The following is a 24,138-nucleotide window of genomic DNA, read 5'->3' as shown; positions in this document are numbered from 1 at the left end:
CGCTATACCCCACCCAACTGCGGGTGCAGTCGATCGGGATTCTCCAGCACACTGAGTGCATTCAGGTAAGCTCTGGCACTGGCCACCAGAATATCGGTATCGGCCCCCTGTCCATTGACGATACGCCCCCCTTTTTCCAGCCTCACAGTGACTTCGCCCTGGGAGTCGGTTCCCTCGGTAACAGCGTTCACCAGATACAATTTGAGTTCGGCCTGGCTGTTGATCAGCTTTTCGATCGCCTTGAACACCGCATCCACCGGGCCATCGCCATCCGCTGACGTGCGGTAATGCTCACCCTTATAGGTCAGACTTAACGCCGCGTTGGGCAGCTGCCCGGTCTTCGTCGTTACCGCCAGATCACCCAAAATAATATGCTCAATGCCATCTTCCTTGACCTGTATCTCGGAAACCAGTGCCTGCAGATCCTCGTCGTAAATTTCACGCTTCTTGTCCGCCAATTCCTTAAATCGCAGAAAGGCTTCATTCATCACAGCCTTGCTGTCGAACTGAATACCGAGCGCTTCCAGCCTTGAGGAAAATGCAGCCCGCCCGGACAACTTGCCCAATACAATTTTGTTGGTGCTCCAGCCCACATCCTGTGCTTTCATGATTTCGTAGGTTTCGCGGTACTTCAGCACACCGTCCTGATGGATACCCGACTCGTGTGCAAAGGCATTCGCACCGACGATGGCCTTGTTCGGCTGAACAGGAAATCCGGTGATACTGGATACCAGGCGAGAGGTAGTGACAATCTGCGTAGTATCAATGCGAGTCTCCACCGGAAAGATATCCTTGCGGGTGCGCACTGCCATGACAATTTCTTCCAGCGCAGCATTGCCGGCTCGCTCACCCAGGCCATTAATGGTGCATTCGATCTGTCTCGCACCTTGCATAACGGCGGCGAGGGAGTTGGCAACTGCCAGGCCGAGGTCATTGTGACAATGCACAGAAAAAACTGCCTTGTCTGCATTTGGCACTGTGGCAATCAGGCGGCCAATGGTATCGGCGTACTCCGCAGGAAAACCGTAACCCACCGTATCGGGGAGGTTGATCGTGCGGGCACCAGCATTGATCACCTGTTCGATGATACGACACATGAAATCAAATTCAGAACGACTGGCATCCTCCAGTGAAAACTCCACATCACCGACCTTGTTGCGAGCGAGTTTCACAGCAGAGACCGCCTGCTCAACCACCTGATCAGGCGTCATCTGCAATTTATATTTCATATGGATTGGGGACGTCGCAATAAAGGTGTGAATGCGTGCCGAGCGGGCATTTTTTAACGCCTCTGCCGCACGCTCAATGTCCACGTGGGTCGTGCGCGCCAAACTGCACACCGTCGAATCCTTGATGGTGTCGGCTATGGATTTGACGGCTTCAAAGTCGCCCTGGCTCGATACCGCAAAACCCGCCTCGATAACATCCACACGCAGTTTCTCCAGCGCCTTGGCCACTCGGAGTTTTTCCTCCTTGGTCATGGAAGCACCAGGACTTTGCTCGCCATCGCGCAAGGTCGTATCGAAAATTATCAACTGTTGTTTGTCCATGACTTGCTGCTCCAGAGAGTCCGCCCCCTCCTTCGGGACAGGACAAAATAATTACGCGAATTCTCCGCACGGAGGGAGATATTTGCAAACAGGAATGAGTAAAACCGGAAAAAGAATCGTTGCCCCTCAGGGCAGGAGCAGCACAGACGTAACGGCGCAGCGGGGTAAAATGCCCCGTTGTGGCTGCGCTGTTCTTGTGTGATACATGTTCATGGTCACATAAAGACTGACTGGAAACCCTGTGTTTATTCAATCAGGTTTTCAGTTTTTTGCCAACCACTGCTTTCCCCCCAGTTCCTCAACCAGACAAATTTATCCCCGCTTTTTTTTATGCCACAGCCACTCGAGGGGTCCGGACAGCGAATACGCCACAGCAAGCAGGAACAGGATTCGAGGGGGATCAATCAGAATAATGACCAGCGCCATGGCAATGCCAAAAATCACCACAAAGGGTACCTTGCCTTTCAGGTCCAGGCCTTTGAGGCTGCGGTAACGAAGATTTGATACCATCAGCAGGCCCGCCACAGCGGTGACCAACGCGGCCAACAGTGCCAACTCGGTGGATGGTTCGGCATCAAAGCCGCTCCACACCATGGCTGCCACCAGGGCCGCCCCTGTCGGACTGGCAATACCGATGAAATAACGCTTGTCCACCAGATCTACCTGGGTATTGAAGCGTGCCAGACGAAACGCCGCACAGGACGCATAAATAAAGGCGGCTGCCCAGCCGATTCTGCCCACCTCATCGAGCATCCAACTAAACACGACAATGGCGGGAGCCACACCAAATGACACCATATCGGACAGACTGTCATACTGAACGCCAAATTCGCTGGACGTATTGGTCATCCTGGCGATAAGTCCGTCCAGACCATCAAAAATCATGGCCACGAAAATGGCAATGGCGGCCGCCTGAAATTTGCCGTCCATCCCCGCCAGAATCGCATAGAAGCCACTGAAAAGCGCGCCGGTAGTAAACAGGTTTGGCAGCAAATAGATGCCTCTATGGCGTGCTGGCTCAGGGCCGCCGACCGGCACTTCCTGCCCGGTGGCAGTATTCTCAGGGACCGCTTCCTGTTTTTCGTTGTCCGTCATCTTTTCGCCTCAGCATTGACTGTCAGTGGTGTATGGTGTGTTGTTTTAACAGAAAAAACCATCTTATTAAAAATTGACGGCTACAACAAAAAAACCGCGCCAGGGCGCGGTTTTCACGGAGGAAACGGGTCCGTTAGTTTTTCTCTTTGTCCACCAGCTTGTTGGCGGCAATCCAGGGCATCATCGCACGCAGACCGGCACCAACCTGCTCAATCTGATGCGCTGCATTATTGCGACGGTAGGCCGTCATGGACGGATAATTGGTAGCACCCTCCGCAACAAACATCTTGGCATATTCACCATTCTGGATACGCTTCAGGGCATTGCGCATGGCCGCACGGGACTGCTCATTGATAATTTCCGGGCCGGTCACGTACTCACCGTATTCGGCATTATTGGAGATGGAGTAGTTCATGTTGGCGATACCGCCCTCGTACATGAGATCGACAATCAGCTTCAGCTCATGCAGACATTCGAAATAGGCCATCTCAGGCTCGTACCCGGCTTCCACCAGTGTTTCAAAGCCCGCCTTGACCAGTTCGACGCAACCGCCACAGAGAACCGCCTGCTCACCGAACAGGTCGGTTTCAGTTTCGTCCTTGAACGTTGTTTCAATAATACCGGTGCGCCCACCACCAACCCCGCAGGCATAGGACAATGCCACGGATTTGGCCTTACCTGACGCATCCTGGAAAATTGCCACCAGATCGGGGATACCACCACCCTTGGTAAACTCGTTGCGCACGGTGTGACCGGGCGCCTTCGGCGCAATCATGATCACATCCAGGTCACTGCGTGGGACAACCTGGTTGTAATGAATGGCGAAACCGTGCGCGAATGCCAGCGTACTGCCTTTCTTCAAGTTGGGTTCGATCTCATTCTTGTAAAGCTGGGACTGGAATTCGTCGGGTGTCAGGATCATCACCAGATCGGCCGCTGCAACCGCATCGGGAACACTCTTGACGGCCAGACCGGCGTTTTCCGCCTTGGCCGCAGTGGGTGAACCGGGGCGCAGACCCACCGTGACATCCACCCCTGAATCCTTCAGATTCAGAGCATGGGCGTGCCCCTGGGAGCCATAACCGATCACGGCCACTTTCATGCCCTGAATGATGGATAAATCACAGTCTTTATCGTAATAAACTTGCATTTTTTCACCTGTCTTATTTATTAATCTGAAAGAATACAGAACTCGAAGTGGTCGTTTTCAGCCACCCTGACATTCTGTGTAAAAGGGCTTAAAGTCGCAGTGCTTTTTCCCCCCGGGACAACCCGGATACGCCGGAGCGAACGACTTCAAGTATCTCGGCACCTGCAATCGCCTGAATGAAGGCGTCGAGTTTATCACTGTTGCCGACAATCTGTACCGTATAAGCATGGGTACTCACGTCGATAATCTGCCCGCGAAAAATGTCCACACAGCGCTTGATCTCGGCGCGGTGCGGACCGGAAGCCTTCACCTTGAGAAGCATCAACTCGCGTTCGATATGCGGACCCTCGGTGAGGTCCACCACCTTGACCACATCAATCAACTTGTGGAGATGCTTGGTAATCTGTTCAATCACCTGATCATTGCCGTGGGTCGTCAACGTCAGGCGCGACAACGTCTGGTCGTCAGTGGGGGCCACCGTCAATGTATCAATGTTATAACCGCGCTGGGAAAACAGGCCCACCACCCGCGACAGCGCTCCCGGTTCGTTTTCCATCAAAACTGAAATTATGCGTCTCATCAGGTGCGCTCCGTCTTGCTCAGCCACATATCACGCATGGAACCGTTCGGCGCCACCAGCATGGGATACACATGTTCAGAACGGTCGACGTAAATATCCATAAACACCACACGGTCCTTGAGACTGAAGCACTCTTCCATTTTCTCGTCCAGCTCATCGAAATGGGTGACCTTGATACCCACGTGACCATAGGCCTCAGCCAGTTTAATGAAATCCGGCAGTGAATCTTCGTAGAGGCTGGAAGAGTAACGACTGCTGTACTGCATATCCTGCCATTGACGCACCATGCCCAGCGCCTGGTTGTTCAGGTTGATAATTTTGATCGGCAACCCGTACTGGGTACAGGTGGACAGCTCTTGAATGCACATCTGGATGCTGCCCTCTCCGGTGACACAGGCCACCATGGCATCGGGGTGAGCCAGCTGCACGCCCATGGCTGCAGGCAACCCGAAGCCCATGGTGCCAAGCCCACCGGAGTTGATCCAGCGGCGCGGCTGGTCGAACAGGTAATACTGGGCTGCGAACATCTGGTGTTGCCCCACATCCGATGTAACAAAGGCGTCACCTCCGGTTGCCCGATACAACGACTTGATAACATCCTGCGGCTTGATAATAGTGCCACCACTGGCTTCATAGCGGGACTGGGTATAAATACCGTGACGATCGCGCCATTCATTGATCTGCTTCCACCAGTCTGCCATCGCTTCATCATCCAGCCGCTTGCCACTGTCCTGCAGCTGATCGATCATCTCCTGCAGCACCACATCGCAGGCACCGACAATGGGAATATCCGCCTTGATGGTTTTGGCGATCGACGTGGGGTCCACATCGATATGAATGATGGTTGCGGAGGGGCAGAATTTTCCGGTTGTATTGGTTACCCGGTCATCAAAGCGGGCCCCGACGGCCAGAATCACATCGGCATGATGCATTGCCGTATTGGCTTCAAATGTGCCGTGCATACCGAGCATACCGACAAACTGGGGATCTGAGCCGGGAAAAGCACCCAGCCCCATCAGGGTATTGGTGACCGGCGCATCGATCAGCCGCGCCAACTCCGTTAATTGGGAGGAAGCCTCGCCCAGAATCACCCCGCCACCGCTGTAGATAATCGGACGCTTGGCCCCCAGCAGTGTTTTAATGGCCCGCTTGATCTGGCCGGAGTGCCCCTTGCTGGTGGGCTGATAAGAGCGAATTTTGACTTTTTCGGGGTACTCGTAAGGCACCCGGTGATTGGGGTCTGTCACATCCTTCGGGATATCGACAACAACCGGGCCCGGTCGGCCCGAGCCAGCGATATAGAATGCCTTGGCAATGACACCGGCAATCTCGGTGGCATCCTTGACCAAAAAGCTGTGCTTTACGATAGGGCGGGAAATCCCCACCATATCCGTTTCCTGGAAGGCATCTTCACCTATTTTCTCTCTCGGCACCTGACCGGAGATAACCACCAGGGGGATGGAATCCATGTAGGCGGTAGCGATCCCGGTAATCGCGTTGGTGGCACCCGGACCGGAGGTGACCAGCACGGCACCTACCTCCCCGGTAGAACGGGAGTGACCGTCTGCCGCATGAACAGCGGCCTGCTCATGGCGAACCAGGATATGCTGAACATCCGTTTGTTGGAACAGGGCATCGTAGATATGGAGCGCAGCGCCACCGGGGTAACCCCAGATGTATTTAACGCCGGCATCTTTTAGTGCGCGGATGACTATTTCACCGCCAGACAGTAGTTCCACTGTGCAAATCCTCAAAATCAACAAGCCACAAAGTCGGTTCCTCCGCCAGGGTGAAACAAACACAACGCTGTGACATCACAGATCTGCAAGTGCAATTACGCTACCGACGACGGGGTCGTGATACTCGGTGCGTCAGGCCTGTGGGTAAACAAACCTGTCTGGACGCCTGGCGAACGCTGTTTACGCTCACTTGGCAGATTGGTATGGAACCAGTAAGCGGACAATTAGTATGCCCGCAGACGCAGTACTCTATTTACTCCGATCCATCTCGTCAAGCAGTTGTTATGATCTGCGCCCGAAATAGTCCCGGTTCTGCTACCTTGCACTCAACACGCAACCACCAAATCCGCTATGATGAACAAAAATCAATACGGGTTTATCCCACTCAACCGGTTTACGGAAGGTTCACGGACATGAAAGGTATCAATAACCTCGCTCTCGCTCTGCTGGCAATGACGCTGTGTCTCCCTTTGCATGCTGCAAAAGTATACAAGTGGCAGGATGCCGATGGTGCATGGCACTTCTCTGAAAAACCGCCCGTAGAGCAATCTGCTGAAACAATAAAAATACCCACGCCCGGCAAGGGTAAAGAAGTTACTGCAACAACGCCTGACCAAATACCTGAAAGCAACGGATCAGAGAAGACCCCGGACCTGAAAACCAAAAAATCTGAAGAGGTAGCCGCTGAAGATGCGGCCCTTGCCAGGGAAAACTGTATTAAAGCCAAAGAAAACCTTGAAAACCTGCAAAGGGGCAGCAGGCTGAGAGTAAAAGATCCGGAAACAGATCAAGTGCGTTATCTCAGTACAGAAGAACAAAATGAATGGATAGAAAAGTCCCGAACAATGGTTCAGGAGAACTGTCAGTAATCGATTTGAGCTTGGGTGTGGCAGCCAGCCCGGATCCGGGCTGGCTGCAGATTACCCATGATGGCCTGCAGACAACAGGCAACCCTCAGTCGGCTGAACGGCCCTGAGTCCGGTGAAACCTGACATCGCTCCCATCAAGGTCCCCAGTAATCTCATCCCCTGGTGAAAACTGGCCACTCAGTACTGATTGGGCCAAAGGATTTTCCAATAATTGTTGTATCGCCCTTTTCAATGGCCTGGCCCCGTAGACCGGATCAAAACCCGCTTCACAGATCTTGTCCATGACCTCATCCGACAAAACCAGCGACAGCTCACGGTCCTGTAGACGTTTTCTAAGCAGGCCGAGCTGAATTTCGGCAATACCCCGAATCTGCCCTTTGCCCAGTGGGTGAAACACCACCACTTCATCAATCCGGTTGATGAATTCCGGCCGAAAATGGCCTTCCACCACATCCATCACCGCGCTTTTCATGGCCTGATAGCGGTTTTCATTGGTAGTGGAGTCGTCCGGTAGATCATCGCCGGCACCTTCATCAAAGCTGATGGTATCGAAGGAGCGATCCTCCACCACCGCCTGAATCCGGTCAGACCCCAGGTTGGAAGTCATCACAATCACGGTGTTGCGAAAATCTACCGTGCGGCCCTGGCCATCGGTCAGTCGACCGTCATCCAGCACCTGTAACAAAATATTGAATACGTCGGGGTGTGCTTTTTCCACCTCATCCAGCAGCAGTACCGAATAGGGACGGCGCCTGACGGCCTCGGTCAGGTAGCCACCTTCCTCGTAACCCACATAGCCGGGGGGAGCACCCACCAGCCTTGCCACCGAATGTTTTTCCATGAATTCCGACATGTCGATGCGCACCATGGCATCGACACTGTCGAACAGAAATTCTGCCAACGCCTTACAGAGCTCGGTTTTGCCCACCCCGGTGGGGCCTAAAAACAGGAACGAACCGTTGGGACGATTGGGGTCTGACAACCCGGCCCGACTACGGCGCACCGCATTGGACACCGCCACCACGGCTTCCTGCTGACCGATCACCCGTTTGTGCAGAGCATCCTCCATACGCAACAACTTGTCCCGCTCCCCTTCCAGCATTTTGGAGATCGGGATACCGGTCCATTTGGAAACCACCTCGGCAATCTCCTCCTCGGTCACTTTGTTGCGCAATAAATGCGTCTCGCGGGTCTCCGCTTCACTGGCCGCAGCCAACTGCTTTTCCAGTTCTGGAATCCGGCCATATTGCAGTTCTGACATTTTGGTCAGGTCACCGGCACGCCGGGCGGCATCCATATCAATGCGGGCCTGCTCGAGATCACTTTTGATCTGTGCGGAACCCTGCACAGCTGCTTTTTCGGCCTTCCATATCTCGTCGAGATCAGCATATTCCTTACCGATTGACTCAATATCCTTCTGGATTTTTTCCAGCCGCTTGCGGGACGCTTCATCCTCTTCCTTCTTGACGGCCTCGCGCTCCATTTTCAGTTGAATCAGGCGGCGCTCGAGGCGATCCATTTCCTCCGGCTTGGAGTCGATCTCCATGCGAATTCGGCTGGCGGCTTCATCAACCAGATCGATGGCCTTGTCCGGCAGCTGGCGATCAGTGATGTAGCGCTGCGACAATTTGGCGGCGGCGACAATCGCAGAGTCGGTGATATCCACCCCGTGGTGGACTTCATAGCGCTCCTTAAGGCCACGGAGAATGGCAATGGTGTCCTCTTCGTTGGGCTCATCCACCTGAATTTTCTGAAAACGCCGTTCCAGCGCCGCATCTTTTTCGATGTACTTGCGATATTCATCCAGCGTGGTGGCACCGACGCAGTGCAGTTCGCCCCGCGCCAGAGCGGGCTTGAGCATATTGCCGGCATCCATGGCCCCCTCGGCTTTACCCGCACCCACCATGGTGTGCAACTCGTCGATAAACAGGATGACCCGGCCCTCCTGCTTGCCAAGCTCATTGAGTACCGCCTTGAGGCGCTCTTCAAAATCACCGCGAAATTTGGCACCGGCCAGCAGTGCACCCAGATCGAGGGACAGCACACGCTTGTCCTTCAACCCTTCAGGGACCTCACCATTGACGACCCGCTGAGCCAGCCCCTCAATAATGGCGGTTTTACCCACACCGGGCTCACCGATCAGTACCGGATTGTTCTTGGTACGGCGCTGCAACACCTGGATGGTGCGGCGAATTTCATCATCCCGGCCAATTACCGGATCCAGCTTGCCCTGCTCGGCACGGGCAGTGAGATCGATGGTATATTTTTCCAATGCCTGACGGCTGCCTTCAGCTTCCGGGTCTGTCACTGCTTCACCTCCACGAATTTTTTCCACCACCGCTTTCAATTTGTTTTTGTCGCCAAATTTGGCCAGAGACTTGCCCAAATCTCCTTTATCCTCGAAAGCCGCCAACAGCACTGCCTCGCTGGAAATATATTGATCGCCCTGTTGCTGGGCCTGCTTGTCCGCCAGGTTGAACAATCGTCCCAGCTCGGGAGAAATAGCGATATCGCCCGTCGGGGTCTGGACCCGGGGCAACTGATCCAGTTGATGCGTGAGCGCAGCTTTCAACCCGGCAAGATCAAAGCCCGCCTGGCTGAGCATGGGCCCAATGGCACCACCCTGCTGACTCAACATTGCCAGCACCAGATGAACGGGCTCAAGCGCCGTGTTATCGCGGCCAACGGCCATCGATTGCGCATCGGATATCGCACTTTGCAAGTGACTGGTAAAACGGTCAAATCGCATAATCAACCTCAATAATGTTTGTCAGAACATATAGTTGGGGCTGGGAGGGGGAATTCAAGAAGATGCGGGCGTTTAACTGATCCAGATCAGGCTGGCCATTCGTCCGGTCTGACCATCGCGGCGGTAGGAATAGAACGATTCGGGGTTGGCAAAGGTACAGTGCCCACCGCCAAAAATGGCCGTGACACCGGATGCCGACAGCGCCAGCCGGGCAAGTGAAAAGATGTCCGCCTGCCAGCGGTCAGGCCGGGTTCGGAGAAAGCAGGCGTCAACCTGTTGCCTCGCCCCCCACCCTGGCGTATTGGCCAAAAAGGCCTGATAGACATCTTCGCCCACTTCAAAGTGGGGTTGACTGATGGCCGGACCCAGCCAGGCCAGCAACTGGGCTGGACGGCTTTTAAATTGCCTGACAGCATTCGCCACCACCCCGCCAGCCAGCCCGCGCCAACCCGCATGAACGGCAGCCACCTCTGCACCGGCTCTGTCACAGATCAGGATCGGCAGGCAATCGGCCGTCATCACGGTACAAACCACAGCCCGCTGATCGCTGTAGCAGGCATCTGCGCGCCGAATAATGCCGTCACTCTGAGCATGGACCACATCGGTACCGTGAACCTGTTCCAGCAATTGCGGCGCAACCGGAAGCCGCAGTAACGAACCCAGCAATTGCCAGTTTTGCTCCACAGACTGGGCATTGTCTCCCACATGGTAGGCCAGGTTCAGGCTTCGCCAGGCAGCCGCAGACAGACCGCCTCGACGTGTGCTGACAGCAGCCTTGACAGAGTGGGGTGCGGGCCAATCGGGAAGGATGATGGACATTGCATCAATCAGATTGATTCATGATCGGAACGAAGTGCATCCAGCAGATGCATAAAGTCTTCCGGGGCCTCTACCTGCCATTCGACCAACGCTTCCGTCTGCGGATGAATCAGGGCCAATCTGGCCGCATGTAACGCCTGACGCTTGAAGGCCCGCAAGGTATCCTGAAGTTCATCGGAGGCCCCTTTCGGCAGCTTTAGACGCCCACCGTAAGTGGCATCGCCAACCAGGGGATAACCAATTGAGGCCATGTGCACCCGAATCTGATGCGTCCGCCCGGTCTCCAGTTTTAACCGAATATGGGTATGACCGGCAAAGCGCTCAATCACCCGGTAATGGGTAATGGCCTCTTTGCCACCATGATCCAGTACGGCCATTCTGGTTCTCACCTGTGGATGCCGACCCAATGGTTTGTTGACCATTCCGCCGCCCGTCATGACACCCGGCACAACCGCCTCATATTCACGACTCACTGATCTATCCTGCAACTGTCGGATCAGCGATTGATGTGCAGCAAGCGTTTTCGCGACGACCATAAGACCGGTGGTATCTTTATCCAACCGGTGCACGATGCCGGCTCGAGGAATATTTTCATTGCCTGGCAGATGGTGAATCAGCCCGTTCAGCAAAGTGCCCTGATAGTTGCCAGCGGCGGGATGTACAACCAGCCCGGCCGGTTTATTGATCACCAGCAGATGCTCATCCTCATAAATGATATCCAGGGTCATCGGTTCCGCCGACCACTCACCCTCCGGCTCCAATGTTGCCTTGACTGTCAGCTGTTCTCCGCCAAACAGCTTGTCCCGGGAACGGCAGGACTTGCCATCGACCAGCAGGTCGCCCTCCTTGATCCACCGCTGTAGACGGGAACGGGAAAATCCCTTGAACAATTCGGCAGCTATCTGGTCGAGCCGGGCGCCGCCAACGGTCTCCGGAACAATCGCATTAAGAACAACTGGTTCAGTCATTGAAGTTTTGAATCCGCTCGGGGCTGTGGTTAAATAGGCCATCTTACAGGCTTTACTTCGGCCGATAAAAACACTTTCACCGTTGACCCACCAGGATTCAATCATTCCATGCGATTTCCCGCTCTATTGTTTGTTTGCTCGATTTTTCTGACCAGTGGCTGTGCCTGGCTTGGGAGCGGTGATGACAAGGACGCCAATAAAACAGACACCTCCGGTTATACCGAGGCCGATTTCTTTGAAAAAATCCAGAAGGAACTGTCGTCGGGCTACTGGTTTCAGGCGATCGAAAACCTGGAGGCCCTGGAAGCCCAGTATCCGTTCGGCGATTACGCGGAACAGGCCCAGCTCGAACTGATTTACGCCTACTTCAGGTCTCAGGATTATGAGGCGACCATTGCCTCCGCCGACCGCTTTATCCGTTTGCATCCCCAACACCCCAACGTGGATTATGCCTACTACCTGAAAGGTCTGGCCTCTTTTGTTCAGAGCAAGGGGTTTTTTGAACAATTTCTTCCCACGGATGAAACCAAGCGTGATCCGGGTTCGGCACGTAACTCCTTTGTCACCTTCAATGAATTGCTCAACCGCTTCCCGGAAAGCGCCTACGCGCCCGATGCCCGCAAGCGGATGGTCTACCTCCGTAACATCCTTGCCCGGCATGAAATCCATGTCGCCAACTACTATTTTCTGCGGGGCGCCTATCTGGCTGCCGCCAACCGCGGCCGTTATGTGGTTGAAAATTTCCAGAAAACGCCCGCAGTACCTGACGGACTGGCGGTCATGGCGCAGGCCTATCATTTCATGCAGATGCAGGACCTGGCAGCAGATGCAGCGGCCCTTCTGGCAGCCAACTACCCCCAGCATCCCGCTCTGGATACCAGCGGTCAGTTCCAGTACCAGGACGACCCCCATTTTATGGAACCAACCTGGTTGAATAAAATGACCCTCGGCCTCTACGACCACCCGGATCCGCCCAGATTTGATTCCCGTCATGTCTTCAATGAGCGTTATCGCAATGTGTCGGGCGGCAACAATCGGGGCGAAGAGAAACGATCCTGGCTCAGTTGGCTGACACTGGGTGTGCTCGACTGATACAGCGACTCGGCGGCAGCTTGATGAAAAATTCCAAACGGATAAAGGAGCAACTGCTCCTTTATCCGTTTTTGCGGACCGGTTTTTCAACCAGGATAATTAAAACATCGTATTCCAACCTGCTTCGAAAATCCGTTATTCTTGATTGCCCGTCTATGCTTGTAGAGTTCGCTCAGAAACAGTCAACTTTATTCGGAGAAAATAACGATGCAAACACCAGACGCCAAACTTATTTTGCAGGAAATGAAAGTCCTGCCCAGCATTGATCCGGCCTACGAGATCACCAGGCGTGTTGATTTTATCAAGTCGATCCTGACCGGCGCCGGCCTGCGCAATCTGGTGTTGGGCATCAGTGGTGGCATTGATTCAACAACCTGCGGGCGGCTGGCACAACTGGCCGTTGAGCAATTGAACCGGGAACAGGGCAAGCCGCTTTATCGCTTTATCGCTGTTCGACTACCTTTCGGCATTCAGGCCGATGAACATGAAGCCCAACAGGCTATTGAATTCATTCAGCCCAGCGAGTGTCTGGTCGTCAATATCAAACCCGGCGTGGAAGCCATCCATGAAGAAGTACTTGGCGCACTGAACAACGGGCAGCTTCTGACCGCGTCTCCAGGCCAGACGGACTTCACCAAAGGCAACACCAAAGCCCGCACACGCATGGTGATTCAATACCAGATCGCAGGCTTGCTGGGCGGACTGGTGCTCGGCACGGACCACTCGGCTGAGAACGTCACCGGCTTTTATACCAAATGGGGGGATGGTGCCTGTGATCTGGCACCGTTGTTCGGCCTCAGCAAACGGCAGGTCAGGCAGATAGCTGCGTTTCTCGGCGCGCCTGAACACCTCGTTGAAAAAACACCCACGGCCGACCTGGAATGTCTTGCTCCACAGAAGGCCGACGAGCATGCACTCGGTATCAGCTACGATGAACTGGATGATTTTCTGGAGGCCAAGCCTGTCAACGACGAGGTGGCCAACCGCATTATCGAAATCTATAACAATACCCGGCACAAGCGAGATCCGATTCCAACTATCTACGACCAGTGACCGGCAAGGGCCTGGCAACACAACCACCCGGTTGGCAAATAGCGGGACTGTTCATGAATTGAAACTGCTTTTTCAGATAGAATCGACTTAACCCGACCAGACCCCCGATCCTTATGCAACTCAATATCGGCAAAATGACTGCCCCACCGGCACCGGACAGCCTGCTCAAGGTGTACGGTTATTACCGGGTCATTTTGTCCAGTGCGTTGCTTACGATGTACCTGACAGGCATCGCTACCCGCATCCTGGGAGCAGAAATACCACAGCTTTTTTTGGGGACAGTCAGCATCTATACCTTGCTGTGCCTGCTGTCACTGATCTCGCTGAAAGTCTATCGAGCCACACCCGGCATCCAGATGTTGTTTTTTATGCTGTTGACCGACATGGTGGCCATCACACTGATGATGCACGCCAGTGGTGGACTGGAAAGCGGGCTGGGGTTTCTGATGCTCGCCACCGTTGCGGCAGGCAGCATTCTGGTCGCTGGCCAGCTGGCATTATTACTGGCGGCAACGGCCAGTATCTGTGTGATGCTGGAAACGCTTTCAACGAGTATGATCCTCGGCCAAAGTAAGGAATCCATTTTCCCCGCAGGAATTCTCGGGATATTGCTGTTCGCCACGGCCCTGCTGTTCCAGGTATTAACCCAGAGAATCCGTCTCGCCCAGACAATTGCGGCGGAGAAAGCCATTGAAAGCGAACAGCTGCAGCAACTCAATGAATCCATTGTCAAACGGATGCGGACCGGTATCGTGGTGGTCGACAGGCAAGACAACATCACACTGATCAATAGCGCCGCCATTCAGCTGCTTGGCGGACAACAGCCGGGAAAACCGCTGGGGGCTGGCCAGCCACTCAGTCTGATCATGCCGCTTTACCAACAGCTTGATCGCTGGAAGACCTACCGATGGCTGCGAACCCCCACCTTCAAAACATCTGCTTCATCGATAGAGATCCAGGCTAACTTCACTTCTCTCCACCAGGGGGAAGATAAGCAGACCCTGATCTTTCTCGAGGATACCCGCTCCCTCTCACAACATGCCCAGCAATTGAAACTCGCCTCTCTCGGTCGGCTGACTGGCAGTATTGCTCACGAAATCCGCAATCCACTCGGGGCCATCAGTCACGCATCGCAACTGCTCGCAGAACAGGCCACCGACAACAGCCAGGCCAAGCTGCTGGATATCGTTCAGCGCCATTGTCTCCGGGTAAACCAGATTGTTGAAAACGTACTGCAACTGTCGCGGCAAAAGCTCCCGGCATTTCAAAAAATCTGGCTCCTGCAATGGCTGAAAAAATTCCGTAACGACTACATGGACACGCAGAGAGCCCCCTGCACCATAGAAATCGAGAGTCTGAACAAGGATACCCAGATTTTCTTTGATCCGGGTCACCTGTCCCAAATACTGACCAACCTGGTGGATAATGGCCTGCGTTTTAGTGAACAGGCCACGGGGGAGCGCTGGGTCAGACTCGTGGTCTGCAGGGATACGACATCAGAACTGCCCTTTCTGGATGTATTTGATCGCGGTCCTGGGGTTCCCGTCGAAGACCACAACTCCATTTTTGAACCCTTTTTCACCACATCCCATGAAGGTTCAGGTCTGGGGCTCTATCTGGCCAAGGAGCTTTGCAGCGTCAACTATGCTTCACTCAATTATTTTGCAGAGGAGCCGGAAAACAGACACTTCCGGATCGGGTTTTCGCATCCAGACCGGGTATTACCGAGACCGCAATCATGATGAAAAAACGTGTACTGGTGGTGGATGACGAACCGGACATCAGAGAGCTCCTGACAATGACACTTGAGCAAATGGGTTTGGAAGTCGTCACCGCAGCCAAGCTGACCAAGGCGAGAAAATTGCTCGAGAGTGAGGAGTTTGACCTCTGCCTCACCGACATGAAAATGCCCGATGGCAACGGACTCGAACTTGTCGACCATATACAGGCCACGGCGCCACACTTGCCAGTCGCCATGATCACCGCCCATGGCAACATGGAAATCGCTGTCGATGCCCTGAAAAAAGGAGCCTTTGATTTTATCTCCAAGCCGTTGCAACTGATGCGGTTGCGCAACCTTGTCCAATCCGCACTGCAATTAAAAAGGGAGGCCCCCAGTCCAGTCATACCGGAAACCGTTTTGCTCGGCGAATCACCCGCTATCGAGATACTCAAACAACAGATTCGACGGGTAGCGCGCAGCCAGGCGCCCATTTTTATCAGTGGTGAATCCGGCAGCGGAAAAGAATTGGTAGCCAGGGCGATCCATTTTCTCGGTGCACGGGCCAATGGTCCCTTCATTCCGGTGAACTGCGGCGCCATTCCCTCTGAATTGATGGAAAGTGAATTCTTCGGTCATAAAAAAGGTAGTTTTACTGGCGCTCATCAGGACAAACAGGGACTGTTTCAAGCCGCCAATGGCGGTACGTTGTTACTGGATGAAGTGGCCGATCTGCCTCTGCCGATGCAGGTCAAACTGCTGAGAGCAATCCAGGAGAAAAGTATTCGCCCGGTAGGCGCAGAGGAAGAAGTAGCCGTGGATGTCCGTATACTCAGCGCCACTCACAAAGACCTGACCCGGGAGGTGCAGAACAACCGCTTCCGACAGGACCTGTATTACCGCATCAATGTTATTGAGCTGCAGGTTCCCCCTCTAAGAGATCGACCGCAAGATATTCCGCAGCTTTCAGAACACTTTCTCCATTGTTTTTCCCGGGAGGCCGGGACAAAACCTCCGATCCTGTCAGACGATGCGATGGCGGCGATCAGGCAACATACATTTCCCGGCAATGTAAGGGAACTGGAAAATGTCCTCGAAAGGGCATTCACTCTCTGCAACGGGTCAGCGATTACCGCCAGAGACCTGCAGCTCCCCAGCCATTCAACCGTTGCTTTCGTTCCAGGAGACGGCACCGAATCCGGTGCCTACAGTTTTGATTCAATTGATGACTACCTGGGTTCCATTGAGAAAGAACTGCTGCTGAAAGCCCTCGAAAAAAACCGCTGGAACAAGACGGCTACCGCCCGGGAGCTGGGTATCAGTTTCCGCCAGATGCGCTATAAGTTACAGAAATTTGACCTCGACTAAAACCGCACAAAGCAATACCAGAAAAGGTTTAATTTCAAGTAGAGGACAGCATTGCGTAAAAATCCATTTTGCGACTATAGTCTAGTGTAAGTTTTGACACTCAAAGGAATGGGTGAAAGCGACACAGGAAAAGGATTTTCAAATGCCACGGGTAAATGGATTTACTCTGTTAGAGTTATTGATCATCTCGGCTTTATTAAGCGTACTACTGATAGTGGGCGTCCCGGCGATGTCTCTCTGGATACAGTATCAGAAATCAACTGCCCTGCAGTACTCGCTTATTCATAGCATTCAGTTTTCTCGCGCCCAATCGGTCAGTATGCAGAAAACCATCACGCTCTGCCCGGGTATCGACAACTGCTCAGCAGAGTGGGGTCCGGACTTGTTGGTTTTTATCGATAATAACCGCAATGGTTCGGTGAACGGTGATGACCAAATCGTGAAATACATTGTGCTGGATGACGCTGCCCGATTTTTAAGCTGGCGCTCATTCAGAAAAAAGCCGTATCTCCAGTTTAATCCTTTGGGACTCACTAACTCGCTGAATGGTACATTTCATTACTGCCCGGATAAGACAGAAAACCCCTATCAATTTGCAGCTTCTGTGGCGAAAACAGGCAGAGTCCGAATAAGACAACCCGATTGCTGAATAACCGGTTATTTCTAAATAATCTCCCCACTCAACCGTCGATCTAACCGATAAAACCGCTTGTCAGCAAGGCATTGACCCGCTGTCAACAACACAACCATATTGATGATGGGTATAAGTATTTTCAGTAACAGCCATGCGGCAAACAAAGAAGGCAACGCGTACGTGAAAAACGCTTGGGACCAAAGAGGATTTACGCTGATAGAGCTAATGGTCACATTAGTGGTCCTGGTAGTGCTTCTTGGGGTAGGCATCCCCAGTTTTAACAACTGGGTCGTCAGTACACGCATGGACACAGCCACCATGAATTTGGCAGGGATACTGAAACAGGCTCGCAACGAAGCCGTCAGCCGCCAGAGTGTCATTACCCTCGCCTCCAAAGCCGGGGGCTGGACCGAAGGGCTGACGATGTATACCGATACGGACGTTGGTGGCAACACGGCCTACTCCGCAGCAAATGACACCCTGATCAAAGACCTGGAATTCTCCATGGGTGGAATCACAGCCAGCACCAGCACCAATGCCGCTGCCTACATAAGTTTTACCAGTGGTGGACTGCTCAATGAAGGCAACAACCCTGTGGAAATAGTCCTCTGTGACAGCACGGAAGAGGAAGGCGGCAGCTCTATTACTGTCAACCTGGTAGGAAGAACAAGTATTTTGAAGGGAACCGAAACCAACCCTTTACCATCGTGCACATTATGAAAAAAACCCCCGGTTACAATAAATTCCACTCAGGCGCCTCTCTCATTGAGGTACTTATAGCATTGCTGGTATTCAGCATCGGCCTGCAGGGTATTGCATCGCTGCAATACCAGGCGATCAAGGAAAATTTTGATTCCTCTCAACGCAGTCAGGCCGTTTGGGCCGCCCAGGAACTCGTCGCCCGAATTCAGGCCAATGAATTGGGAAGAGAAGCCGGCGGTTACTTGGTCAACGACTTCACTGCAGACTGCGACAGCGCACCAGACCCCTATTGTGCCGATACCACCACGGATGCCGAGGGCTGTGACGCCACGCAAATGGCCACATTTGATATATGGGAAACCTTTTGCAGCAGTGGCAGTTCGCCGCTGAACCTTACCGCGTCCATATCGTGCATAGCCGCTGGTTGCCCAGCAGATTCCGATTATCAACTAACGCTGCAATGGAGCTCAAAGGCAGTGGCCGATGACACTCAGGATATTACCGATGACGAGGATGCTCGAGAGGCTTTGATCAGGCAGCAGTTTATTCAGGTATTCAGACCATGAGCGCTGATAGAACCCGACAATACGGCCTTTCCATGGTAGAACTACTGGTGGCAATGGCGCTGGGCCTGCTGCTTACGGTTGGAGCCCTGCAGATGATGCTCGCCTCCCAGCAGCTCTATGACACCACCGATAGTCAGTCCAGAGTTCAGGAAAATGGCCGGTTTGCGCTGGATTTTCTGAGCCGCGAAATCAGCAAAGCCTATTATCAGACCAACGATGTAGAAGTCGTGGAAAACCGGACATTTCTCACTCAAGACTGTGCAGGAAACAACGCCTGTACTGAAAACGCCACCGTGCTTGCCGGCGATCAGATTGCGGCTGTTTACAACCCGGAGAATGACCGCGACTGCGCTGACAACACTGTCGGCCCGGATGACATAATCGCCAACGTCTTTTACCTGAATACCGTCGATGGCGTCAGCGCCCTCAACTGTCGCGGATTTAACCTCGAGAGCAACAGCTGGATTGGTGTTGGCCAACCCCTGGTCGATGGCGTGGAAAGTTTGCACATTCTCTACCGTGTGGAATTAGCCGGGGGTGGCAGCTTTTCCTACGTTTCCGCCGACGATGTCGACGACTGGGCAGCCGTGAGCGCTGTTCGAGTCGCGGTGCTGGTTAACAATGGTCAGGAAATCGGTTCCGGAAATCTCGAAACACGCACCTTTACGTTGCTGGATGCCGGTCCTTTCGCTCTGACCGACAAACACGAGCGGCAGGTATACAGTACCACCATCACTTTAAACAACGTGATCTACAACAATGCAGAAAAATAGGGTAGTGACTACACGGAGCAGCACACCTGCTCCCGATCGCAAACAGGGCGGCGCCGTACTGATCGTCTGTCTGGTGATGCTCACCATATTGACTATTATTGGTATAGGGACCACCACCGATATCAGCTTTCAATCAAATATGGTTCGCAATAGCCAGCTACGTTTAAACGCCTTCAACACGGCACTGAGTGAACTGAATGGTCAATATCGAAAAATGGTTGATGAAAACAGTGAAGACATTCTCACCGAGGCCCTGAGTACAGGGCAGGCAACAATTCCTGCGGCCGATTTAACCCAGACATCGGCCGACAATCCTTTTGATCAAACAGCATCCGTTGTTTATCTGGAAGAGGGGTTGGGGCAAATTACCGGAACAACCATTGGTTCCGCCACGAGCAATAGTGCCTATTATTTTGAACTTAACAGCATTGTCGAACTGGATAACACCGGTGTTGGTTCAAGTCAGACGAGCGGCATCGTCCGACTTGCACCCACTGAATAACCTGGAAAAAGGTCTATCGCTATGGACATTAAAAAATATTTTTTACCTTTGATCGGTGCAGTCTTTGGCATGCTGCTTACCGCCAATACGGCACTGGCCTTCGGACCAATCATGATCGAGCTCGTTCGCACTATCGAAATAGCCAGAATTGAGATCAAAACCACTGACGGCGTTCAGGGGATGGGCACAGTGATATCTTCACCGGTCCAGTGTTCAATCGATTGCGAGCCGAAACATTACACATTCGACAGCACAACAACCTTCATTAACGCGTTTGGTGCAGAGCGCCCCATTACCGAATTACAGACCTGGAGCGGCTACCACGCCAGTTTTACCTACCGCAAGGAAGACGACCACGTAGTAAAAATCAAAATTATTCCCAGAGAGAGGGTAGCAGAATGAAACTCAGCAAATTTATTCTCTTTGGCCTGCCGCTACTTGCCGGCATCTCTGTTTCCAACCAACTGCCGGCAGACGATATAGAAATATTCTTCAGCGAAGAAATTTTATCCGAGACCGAAGAATTCCAGCCCAACGTGCTGTTTATTTTTGACTCCTCCGGCAGTATGGATGACGAAATTCTCACCCAGCCACCCTACGATCCCGACCATGACTACGGCGGTCTGGGTGACGGCACGATATATGTTCACAACGAAAACTATAGCTACCGCAACGTCAGCATAGATCCCGGCAGAAACAGCTGTAAAGCAATGACAGACCACATGGCGGACTCACCCGACCTTCCTGTTTATGCGGGAAAACGGGTTGCCGAATGGCACGAGAGTACAGTAGAACAGTGTACCGGGTGGTGGTGGTGGAGAACCTGTGAAACTGTCTCGGTGAACTACTGGCGCGATGTCACCAATTCCAACAAAACCGTAGAGTGCCGGGATGATGCCGGGGTACACGGCATCGACAGCAGCTCCTCTGACCGTTACGCCAGAGACGGCAATAACGGCCCCTACTCCACCAGCAACCAGATCAACTGGAACCAGAACGGCATTACCGATCGCAGACTCTACGTTTCAGCCAATTATCACGAGTACCTGCAAGCCAACCCGTCTGAATATCGCAGGAAACTCGATATCATGAAGGAAGCGGGTACCGACCTGGTCAGCAATTTTACCGGCCTGAATTTCGGCTTGATGCGCTTTAATTACCGCAATGGTGGCTATGTGCTGCATCATTTTTCAGATATTGAAGATGACCGCGACGCCATTATTGACAAAATCAACGATATTCCTGCGGACGACTGGACCCCGCTGAATGAAACCCTCTGGGAGGCCCACCGGTACTTCAAGGGCGATTCGGTCGATTACGGGACTTCCTGGAACCGCGACCCCGCTGCAGTTACCAACGGCTATTACAACTCCCCCATCGGCGAAAGCTCCTGCCAGAGCAACTATGTGGTGCTGCTCACCGATGGGACACCTTATGAAGATAATGGCCGGGACAACACTGTCTCGAACATGACCGGTAATAGCTGCTCCCACTCTGACGATGCCCGGACTTCGGACCGCACCTGTCTCGATGAAATGGCCGAGTATATGGCCAACCATGACTATAACGAGACGCTGGACGGCACCCAAAGTGTCAGAACCTATACCATCGCCTTCGATTTTGGCTACGAAATGGAGTTGCTCAAGACAACGGCAGAAAAGGGGGAAGGACAGTATCTGACGGCCAGCTCTTCCGAGCAGCTAAAGACGGCATTTAACAAAATCATTCTGGATATTCTGTCAACGTCTACGACATTCACTGCACCGGCAGTATCAGTGAACGCCTTCAACCGGCTCCAGCATCAGGATTCACTCTATTTTGCCATTTTTGAGCCAAATATCTATCCTCGCTGGCACGGCAATATCAAGAAGTACAAAATCAATACAGATGGCGACATTGTCGGCTCAGACGACTCCATTGCGATCAACCCGGATACTGGCTATTTTCATTCCAACGCTATCAGCTACTGGAGCCAAAATACCGACGGCAATGCAGTAAAAAAAGGTGGGGCCGCCAACGAGCTCACTAATAGCCGGCTTGTTTACACCGTATCGGGAGATGCCAGCACAAATAATATTGTGCTTAACTCCGCAGAAAATATTATCACTCTCGACAACGATACGATTACCAATGAGTTCTATGGTCTGAGTGATGATGCCAGTCAGGCTGAGCGTGACAAGCTCATAAAATGGATACTCGGCGTCGATGTCAACGATGAAAATGACAACAACAACACGTCGGATGCATCTCATTTCATGGCTGATGCCCTCCACAACCGTCCAGTAGTGGTCACCTACTCCGGGAACTCTGAAGAAAACACGACAGAAGATGTTCTGTTTTTCACCTCCAACGACGGCGCTTTCCATGCCATTGACACTGGCAACGGTGGAGAACTATTCGCTTTCGTTCCCCAGGATCAGTTGCAGACACAGCATGCCACTTACATTAACGACCCCGATGCCTCGAAAATCTATGGCCTCGATGGTCCCATGACAATCTGGCGCGAAGAAAATCCTGATGACGATGACATCACTATTGATGCTTCAGATGGCGACCACGTGTACAGCTACTTTGGCATGCGTCGCGGCGGTGATAACTACTACGCCATGGACGTTACCAACACCAACAACCCGAAACTCATGTGGACCATTTTTGGTGGCAGTGCCGGTTTCCACGACCTGGGACAAACCTGGTCAAAACCCGTGCGTGGCCGGATAAACTGGAGTTGTGACGGGGACGGCGAAAATTGCACCACCAGAGATGTGCTTGTGTTCGGTGGCGGCTATGACACAGCACACGATGCGGCAACTACTCCGACAAGTGGTGACACGGGAGCCGCTATTTATATGGTAGATGCCCTGACAGGCCAAAAACTCTGGTCCGCCGGCAATAACGATACCAGTGAGGATGTTCACAACCTGGATCTGCCAATGAGCAACAGCATGCCCGGCGATCTGACCATGGCTGACATGAATGGCGACGGCATTGACGACATCATCTTTGGCGTTGATATACAAGGCAGTGTATGGCGCATTGATATTAATAGTGCCACGACTTCGGCAAACAACCTCGCCCAGGGTGGAAAGATTGCGAACCTTGCCGAAGCTGGGGAATTCCGCCGTTTTTATGTTGGGCCCACGGTATCCCTGTCACAGAAAAAAGGCCGTGCACCTTTCTTTGTACTGACTTTTGGCAGTGGCTATATGGCCCACCCAAAAAATACTGCAATAGACGATAGACTGTACGCAATCTTTGAATACAGTGTGTACGGTCCACCCAAAGACGAAGATGGCGACGTTGTATACACCAGCATAGATAACAATGATTTGTTGGATATGACCAGCCCCGACAGTGACCCTGCCGATCCTCAGACAAATGCACCCAACGGGTTCTACAAGGATGCTATCGACCTGGGTGAAAAATTCATGCGGCCCGCACTGACTATCGATGGCACATCTATTTACACCTCTTATCTCCCGGAAGGAACCGGAGAGGTTGACACCACCTGTGGAGCCGGTTACCTCGGAGGTGGACGACTCTATGCCATGAACTTTGTCACTGGCAAAACCGTACTATCCAGCCAGTACATCAACCTGAAGCAACCGGGTAACCCGCCGGAGGTAGTCGCGCTGTTTGTGCCGGATGAAGATGGTAAAACCTCAATAGAATTCTATGTGGGCACTGAAAAAGTTACCGATACAGAATGTGAGGGTGAAAACTGTCCCGACGGACTGCCGACAACAGTCAAAATCTACAGAACCTATTGGCGGGAAAATCAATAGTGAAACAGCGTATTGAGGGTTTCAGTTTAATTGAGCTCATGATTGTGGTGGCAATCATCGCATTGCTGGCGATGGTTGCGTACCCGTCTTATATGGAGACTGTCAGAGAAACTCGCCGCACCGAGGGCATTGCCCTGATTAACAAGGTGATGCAGGCCCAGGAGCGCCATTTTATCAACAACCTGACCTACACCACGGATCTAACCGATCTAGGCATGGCGGTGGCGACCAACCTTCCCTCTGAAAACGGGCACTACCAGATCAGCGCGGCAGCTTGCGCAGGGGGACTGCCAATAGATGAGTGCATTAACGTCGTGGCGACGGCACAGGGAAGCCAGGCTGTCGAAGGAAATCTGGGGCTCACCAGCCGAGGCGAAAAAACAGGCAGCTGGCAGGATTAGCGCCGGGTTTCTGTTCAAAAAACCAG

Annotated in this window: 21 protein-coding genes; 13 read left to right on the top strand and 8 right to left on the bottom strand. The window is 53.0% G+C overall.

Annotation, left to right across the window (positions count from 1 at the left end; all coding sequences use genetic code 11):
• Window positions 1-2: 2 nt before the first annotated feature.
• The 5 genes from QZ516_RS02975 to QZ516_RS02955 form a co-directional block, all read right to left on the bottom strand.
• Window positions 3-1,550, bottom strand: coding sequence for a 2-isopropylmalate synthase (locus QZ516_RS02975; RefSeq protein ID WP_297185991.1), 1,548 nt, complete (start codon window positions 1,548-1,550; stop codon window positions 3-5).
• Window positions 1,551-1,862: 312 nt separating this feature from the next.
• Window positions 1,863-2,645 (bottom strand): CDP-diacylglycerol--serine O-phosphatidyltransferase, encoded by a 783-nt coding sequence (pssA, locus tag QZ516_RS02970; protein WP_297185988.1) that lies wholly within the window; start codon window positions 2,643-2,645, stop codon window positions 1,863-1,865.
• A gap of 133 nt (window positions 2,646-2,778) precedes the next feature.
• Window positions 2,779-3,795 (bottom strand): ketol-acid reductoisomerase, encoded by a 1,017-nt coding sequence (ilvC, locus tag QZ516_RS02965; protein ID WP_297185985.1) that lies wholly within the window; start codon window positions 3,793-3,795, stop codon window positions 2,779-2,781.
• Window positions 3,796-3,883: 88 nt separating this feature from the next.
• Window positions 3,884-4,375 carry an acetolactate synthase small subunit gene (gene ilvN, locus QZ516_RS02960; protein WP_297185982.1) on the bottom strand — a complete coding sequence of 164 codons (492 nt, stop codon included), beginning with the start codon at window positions 4,373-4,375 and terminating at the stop codon, window positions 3,884-3,886.
• Complete coding sequence (locus QZ516_RS02955; RefSeq protein WP_297185979.1) at window positions 4,375-6,114, bottom strand: acetolactate synthase 3 large subunit; 1,740 nt, start codon at window positions 6,112-6,114, stop codon at window positions 4,375-4,377. The genes ilvN and QZ516_RS02955 overlap by 1 nt, the downstream gene beginning before the upstream one ends.
• Window positions 6,115-6,527: 413 nt before the next feature.
• Between QZ516_RS02955 and QZ516_RS02950 the strand changes: the two genes are divergently transcribed.
• Window positions 6,528-6,983 (top strand): DUF4124 domain-containing protein, encoded by a 456-nt coding sequence (locus QZ516_RS02950; protein ID WP_297185976.1) that lies wholly within the window; start codon window positions 6,528-6,530, stop codon window positions 6,981-6,983.
• A gap of 85 nt (window positions 6,984-7,068) precedes the next feature.
• Here the strand turns inward: QZ516_RS02950 and clpB are convergent, their stop codons facing one another.
• The 3 genes from clpB to rluD all read right to left on the bottom strand — a co-directional run bounded on the left by clpB (window position 7,069) and on the right by rluD (window position 11,519).
• Window positions 7,069-9,732, bottom strand: a complete 2,664-nt coding sequence (clpB, locus tag QZ516_RS02945; RefSeq protein ID WP_297185974.1) for an ATP-dependent chaperone ClpB — start codon at window positions 9,730-9,732, stop codon at window positions 7,069-7,071.
• A 72-nt stretch (window positions 9,733-9,804) separates the two neighbouring features.
• The gene (pgeF, locus tag QZ516_RS02940) at window positions 9,805-10,551 is read right to left on the bottom strand and encodes a peptidoglycan editing factor PgeF (RefSeq protein WP_297185971.1); all 747 of its coding nucleotides are present in this window, start codon (window positions 10,549-10,551) and stop codon (window positions 9,805-9,807) included.
• 8 nt (window positions 10,552-10,559) lie between these two features.
• Window positions 10,560-11,519, bottom strand: a complete 960-nt coding sequence (gene rluD / locus QZ516_RS02935; protein ID WP_297185968.1) for a 23S rRNA pseudouridine(1911/1915/1917) synthase RluD — start codon at window positions 11,517-11,519, stop codon at window positions 10,560-10,562.
• 108 nt (window positions 11,520-11,627) lie between these two features.
• On the opposite strand from rluD, the gene QZ516_RS02930 reads away from it, so the two are divergent.
• The 12 genes from QZ516_RS02930 to QZ516_RS02875 all read left to right on the top strand — a co-directional run bounded on the left by QZ516_RS02930 (window position 11,628) and on the right by QZ516_RS02875 (window position 24,112).
• A complete protein-coding gene (locus QZ516_RS02930) occupies window positions 11,628-12,611 on the top strand; it encodes an outer membrane protein assembly factor BamD (RefSeq protein ID WP_297185966.1) in 984 nt (327 codons plus the stop codon).
• Window positions 12,612-12,818: 207 nt separating this feature from the next.
• A complete protein-coding gene (nadE, locus tag QZ516_RS02925; RefSeq protein WP_297185964.1) occupies window positions 12,819-13,664 on the top strand; it encodes an ammonia-dependent NAD(+) synthetase in 846 nt (281 codons plus the stop codon).
• 113 nt (window positions 13,665-13,777) lie between these two features.
• The gene (locus QZ516_RS02920; RefSeq protein ID WP_297185962.1) at window positions 13,778-15,406 is read left to right on the top strand and encodes an ATP-binding protein; all 1,629 of its coding nucleotides are present in this window, start codon (window positions 13,778-13,780) and stop codon (window positions 15,404-15,406) included.
• Window positions 15,403-16,752 (top strand): sigma-54 dependent transcriptional regulator, encoded by a 1,350-nt coding sequence (locus QZ516_RS02915; RefSeq protein ID WP_297185959.1) that lies wholly within the window; start codon window positions 15,403-15,405, stop codon window positions 16,750-16,752. The genes QZ516_RS02920 and QZ516_RS02915 overlap by 4 nt, the downstream gene beginning before the upstream one ends.
• Before the next feature lie 112 nt (window positions 16,753-16,864).
• Window positions 16,865-17,401, top strand: a complete 537-nt coding sequence (locus QZ516_RS02910; RefSeq protein ID WP_297185956.1) for a GspH/FimT family pseudopilin — start codon at window positions 16,865-16,867, stop codon at window positions 17,399-17,401.
• Window positions 17,402-17,566: 165 nt separating this feature from the next.
• Entirely contained in the window at window positions 17,567-18,106 is a 540-nt protein-coding gene (locus QZ516_RS02905) for a GspH/FimT family protein (protein WP_297185953.1), read from the top strand.
• Window positions 18,103-18,654: a type IV pilus modification protein PilV gene (gene pilV / locus QZ516_RS02900; RefSeq protein ID WP_297185950.1), complete on the top strand. Its 552-nt coding sequence runs from the start codon at window positions 18,103-18,105 to the stop codon at window positions 18,652-18,654. Before QZ516_RS02905 ends, pilV begins: the two co-directional genes overlap by 4 nt.
• Window positions 18,651-19,427: a PilW family protein gene (locus tag QZ516_RS02895; RefSeq protein ID WP_297185947.1), complete on the top strand. Its 777-nt coding sequence runs from the start codon at window positions 18,651-18,653 to the stop codon at window positions 19,425-19,427. Before pilV ends, QZ516_RS02895 begins: the two co-directional genes overlap by 4 nt.
• Before the next feature lie 4 nt (window positions 19,428-19,431).
• Window positions 19,432-19,929 (top strand): PilX N-terminal domain-containing pilus assembly protein, encoded by a 498-nt coding sequence (locus QZ516_RS02890; RefSeq protein WP_297185945.1) that lies wholly within the window; start codon window positions 19,432-19,434, stop codon window positions 19,927-19,929.
• Window positions 19,930-19,950: 21 nt separating this feature from the next.
• On the top strand, window positions 19,951-20,331 hold the full coding sequence (locus QZ516_RS02885; RefSeq protein ID WP_297185941.1) for a hypothetical protein: 381 nt from the start codon (window positions 19,951-19,953) through the stop codon (window positions 20,329-20,331).
• Window positions 20,328-23,711, top strand: a complete 3,384-nt coding sequence (locus QZ516_RS02880) for a PilC/PilY family type IV pilus protein (protein WP_297185938.1) — start codon at window positions 20,328-20,330, stop codon at window positions 23,709-23,711. Before QZ516_RS02885 ends, QZ516_RS02880 begins: the two co-directional genes overlap by 4 nt.
• On the top strand, window positions 23,711-24,112 hold the full coding sequence (locus tag QZ516_RS02875; RefSeq protein WP_297185936.1) for a type IV pilin protein: 402 nt from the start codon (window positions 23,711-23,713) through the stop codon (window positions 24,110-24,112). The genes QZ516_RS02880 and QZ516_RS02875 overlap by 1 nt, the downstream gene beginning before the upstream one ends.
• Window positions 24,113-24,138: the final 26 nt, after the last annotated feature.

The sequence above is a fragment of the uncultured Porticoccus sp. genome, from assembly GCF_913061305.1.
In the GTDB taxonomy this organism is placed as follows: Bacteria; Pseudomonadota; Gammaproteobacteria; order Pseudomonadales; family Porticoccaceae; genus Porticoccus.
The sequence above is the reverse complement of the archived record's forward strand: the minus strand, read 5'-3'. Positions and strand labels throughout refer to the sequence as shown.

Excerpts from the sequence above, each read along its gene's own strand:
- QZ516_RS02975 (WP_297185991.1), bottom strand. The coding sequence starts at position 1,550 with ATGGACAAACAACAGTTGATAATTTTCGATACGACCTTGCGCGATGGC.
- pssA (WP_297185988.1), bottom strand. The coding sequence starts at position 2,645 with ATGACGGACAACGAAAAACAGGAAGCGGTCCCTGAGAATACTGCCACC.
- ilvC (WP_297185985.1), bottom strand. The coding sequence starts at position 3,795 with ATGCAAGTTTATTACGATAAAGACTGTGATTTATCCATCATTCAGGGC.
- ilvN (WP_297185982.1), bottom strand. The coding sequence starts at position 4,375 with ATGAGACGCATAATTTCAGTTTTGATGGAAAACGAACCGGGAGCGCTG.
- QZ516_RS02950 (WP_297185976.1), top strand. The coding sequence starts at position 6,528 with ATGAAAGGTATCAATAACCTCGCTCTCGCTCTGCTGGCAATGACGCTG.
- clpB (WP_297185974.1), bottom strand. The coding sequence starts at position 9,732 with ATGCGATTTGACCGTTTTACCAGTCACTTGCAAAGTGCGATATCCGAT.
- pgeF (WP_297185971.1), bottom strand. The coding sequence starts at position 10,551 with ATGTCCATCATCCTTCCCGATTGGCCCGCACCCCACTCTGTCAAGGCT.
- rluD (WP_297185968.1), bottom strand. The coding sequence starts at position 11,519 with ATGACTGAACCAGTTGTTCTTAATGCGATTGTTCCGGAGACCGTTGGC.
- QZ516_RS02930 (WP_297185966.1), top strand. The coding sequence starts at position 11,628 with ATGCGATTTCCCGCTCTATTGTTTGTTTGCTCGATTTTTCTGACCAGT.
- nadE (WP_297185964.1), top strand. The coding sequence starts at position 12,819 with ATGCAAACACCAGACGCCAAACTTATTTTGCAGGAAATGAAAGTCCTG.
- QZ516_RS02920 (WP_297185962.1), top strand. The coding sequence starts at position 13,778 with ATGCAACTCAATATCGGCAAAATGACTGCCCCACCGGCACCGGACAGC.
- QZ516_RS02915 (WP_297185959.1), top strand. The coding sequence starts at position 15,403 with ATGATGAAAAAACGTGTACTGGTGGTGGATGACGAACCGGACATCAGA.
- pilV (WP_297185950.1), top strand. The coding sequence starts at position 18,103 with ATGAAAAAAACCCCCGGTTACAATAAATTCCACTCAGGCGCCTCTCTC.
- QZ516_RS02895 (WP_297185947.1), top strand. The coding sequence starts at position 18,651 with ATGAGCGCTGATAGAACCCGACAATACGGCCTTTCCATGGTAGAACTA.
- QZ516_RS02885 (WP_297185941.1), top strand. The coding sequence starts at position 19,951 with ATGGACATTAAAAAATATTTTTTACCTTTGATCGGTGCAGTCTTTGGC.
- QZ516_RS02880 (WP_297185938.1), top strand. The coding sequence starts at position 20,328 with ATGAAACTCAGCAAATTTATTCTCTTTGGCCTGCCGCTACTTGCCGGC.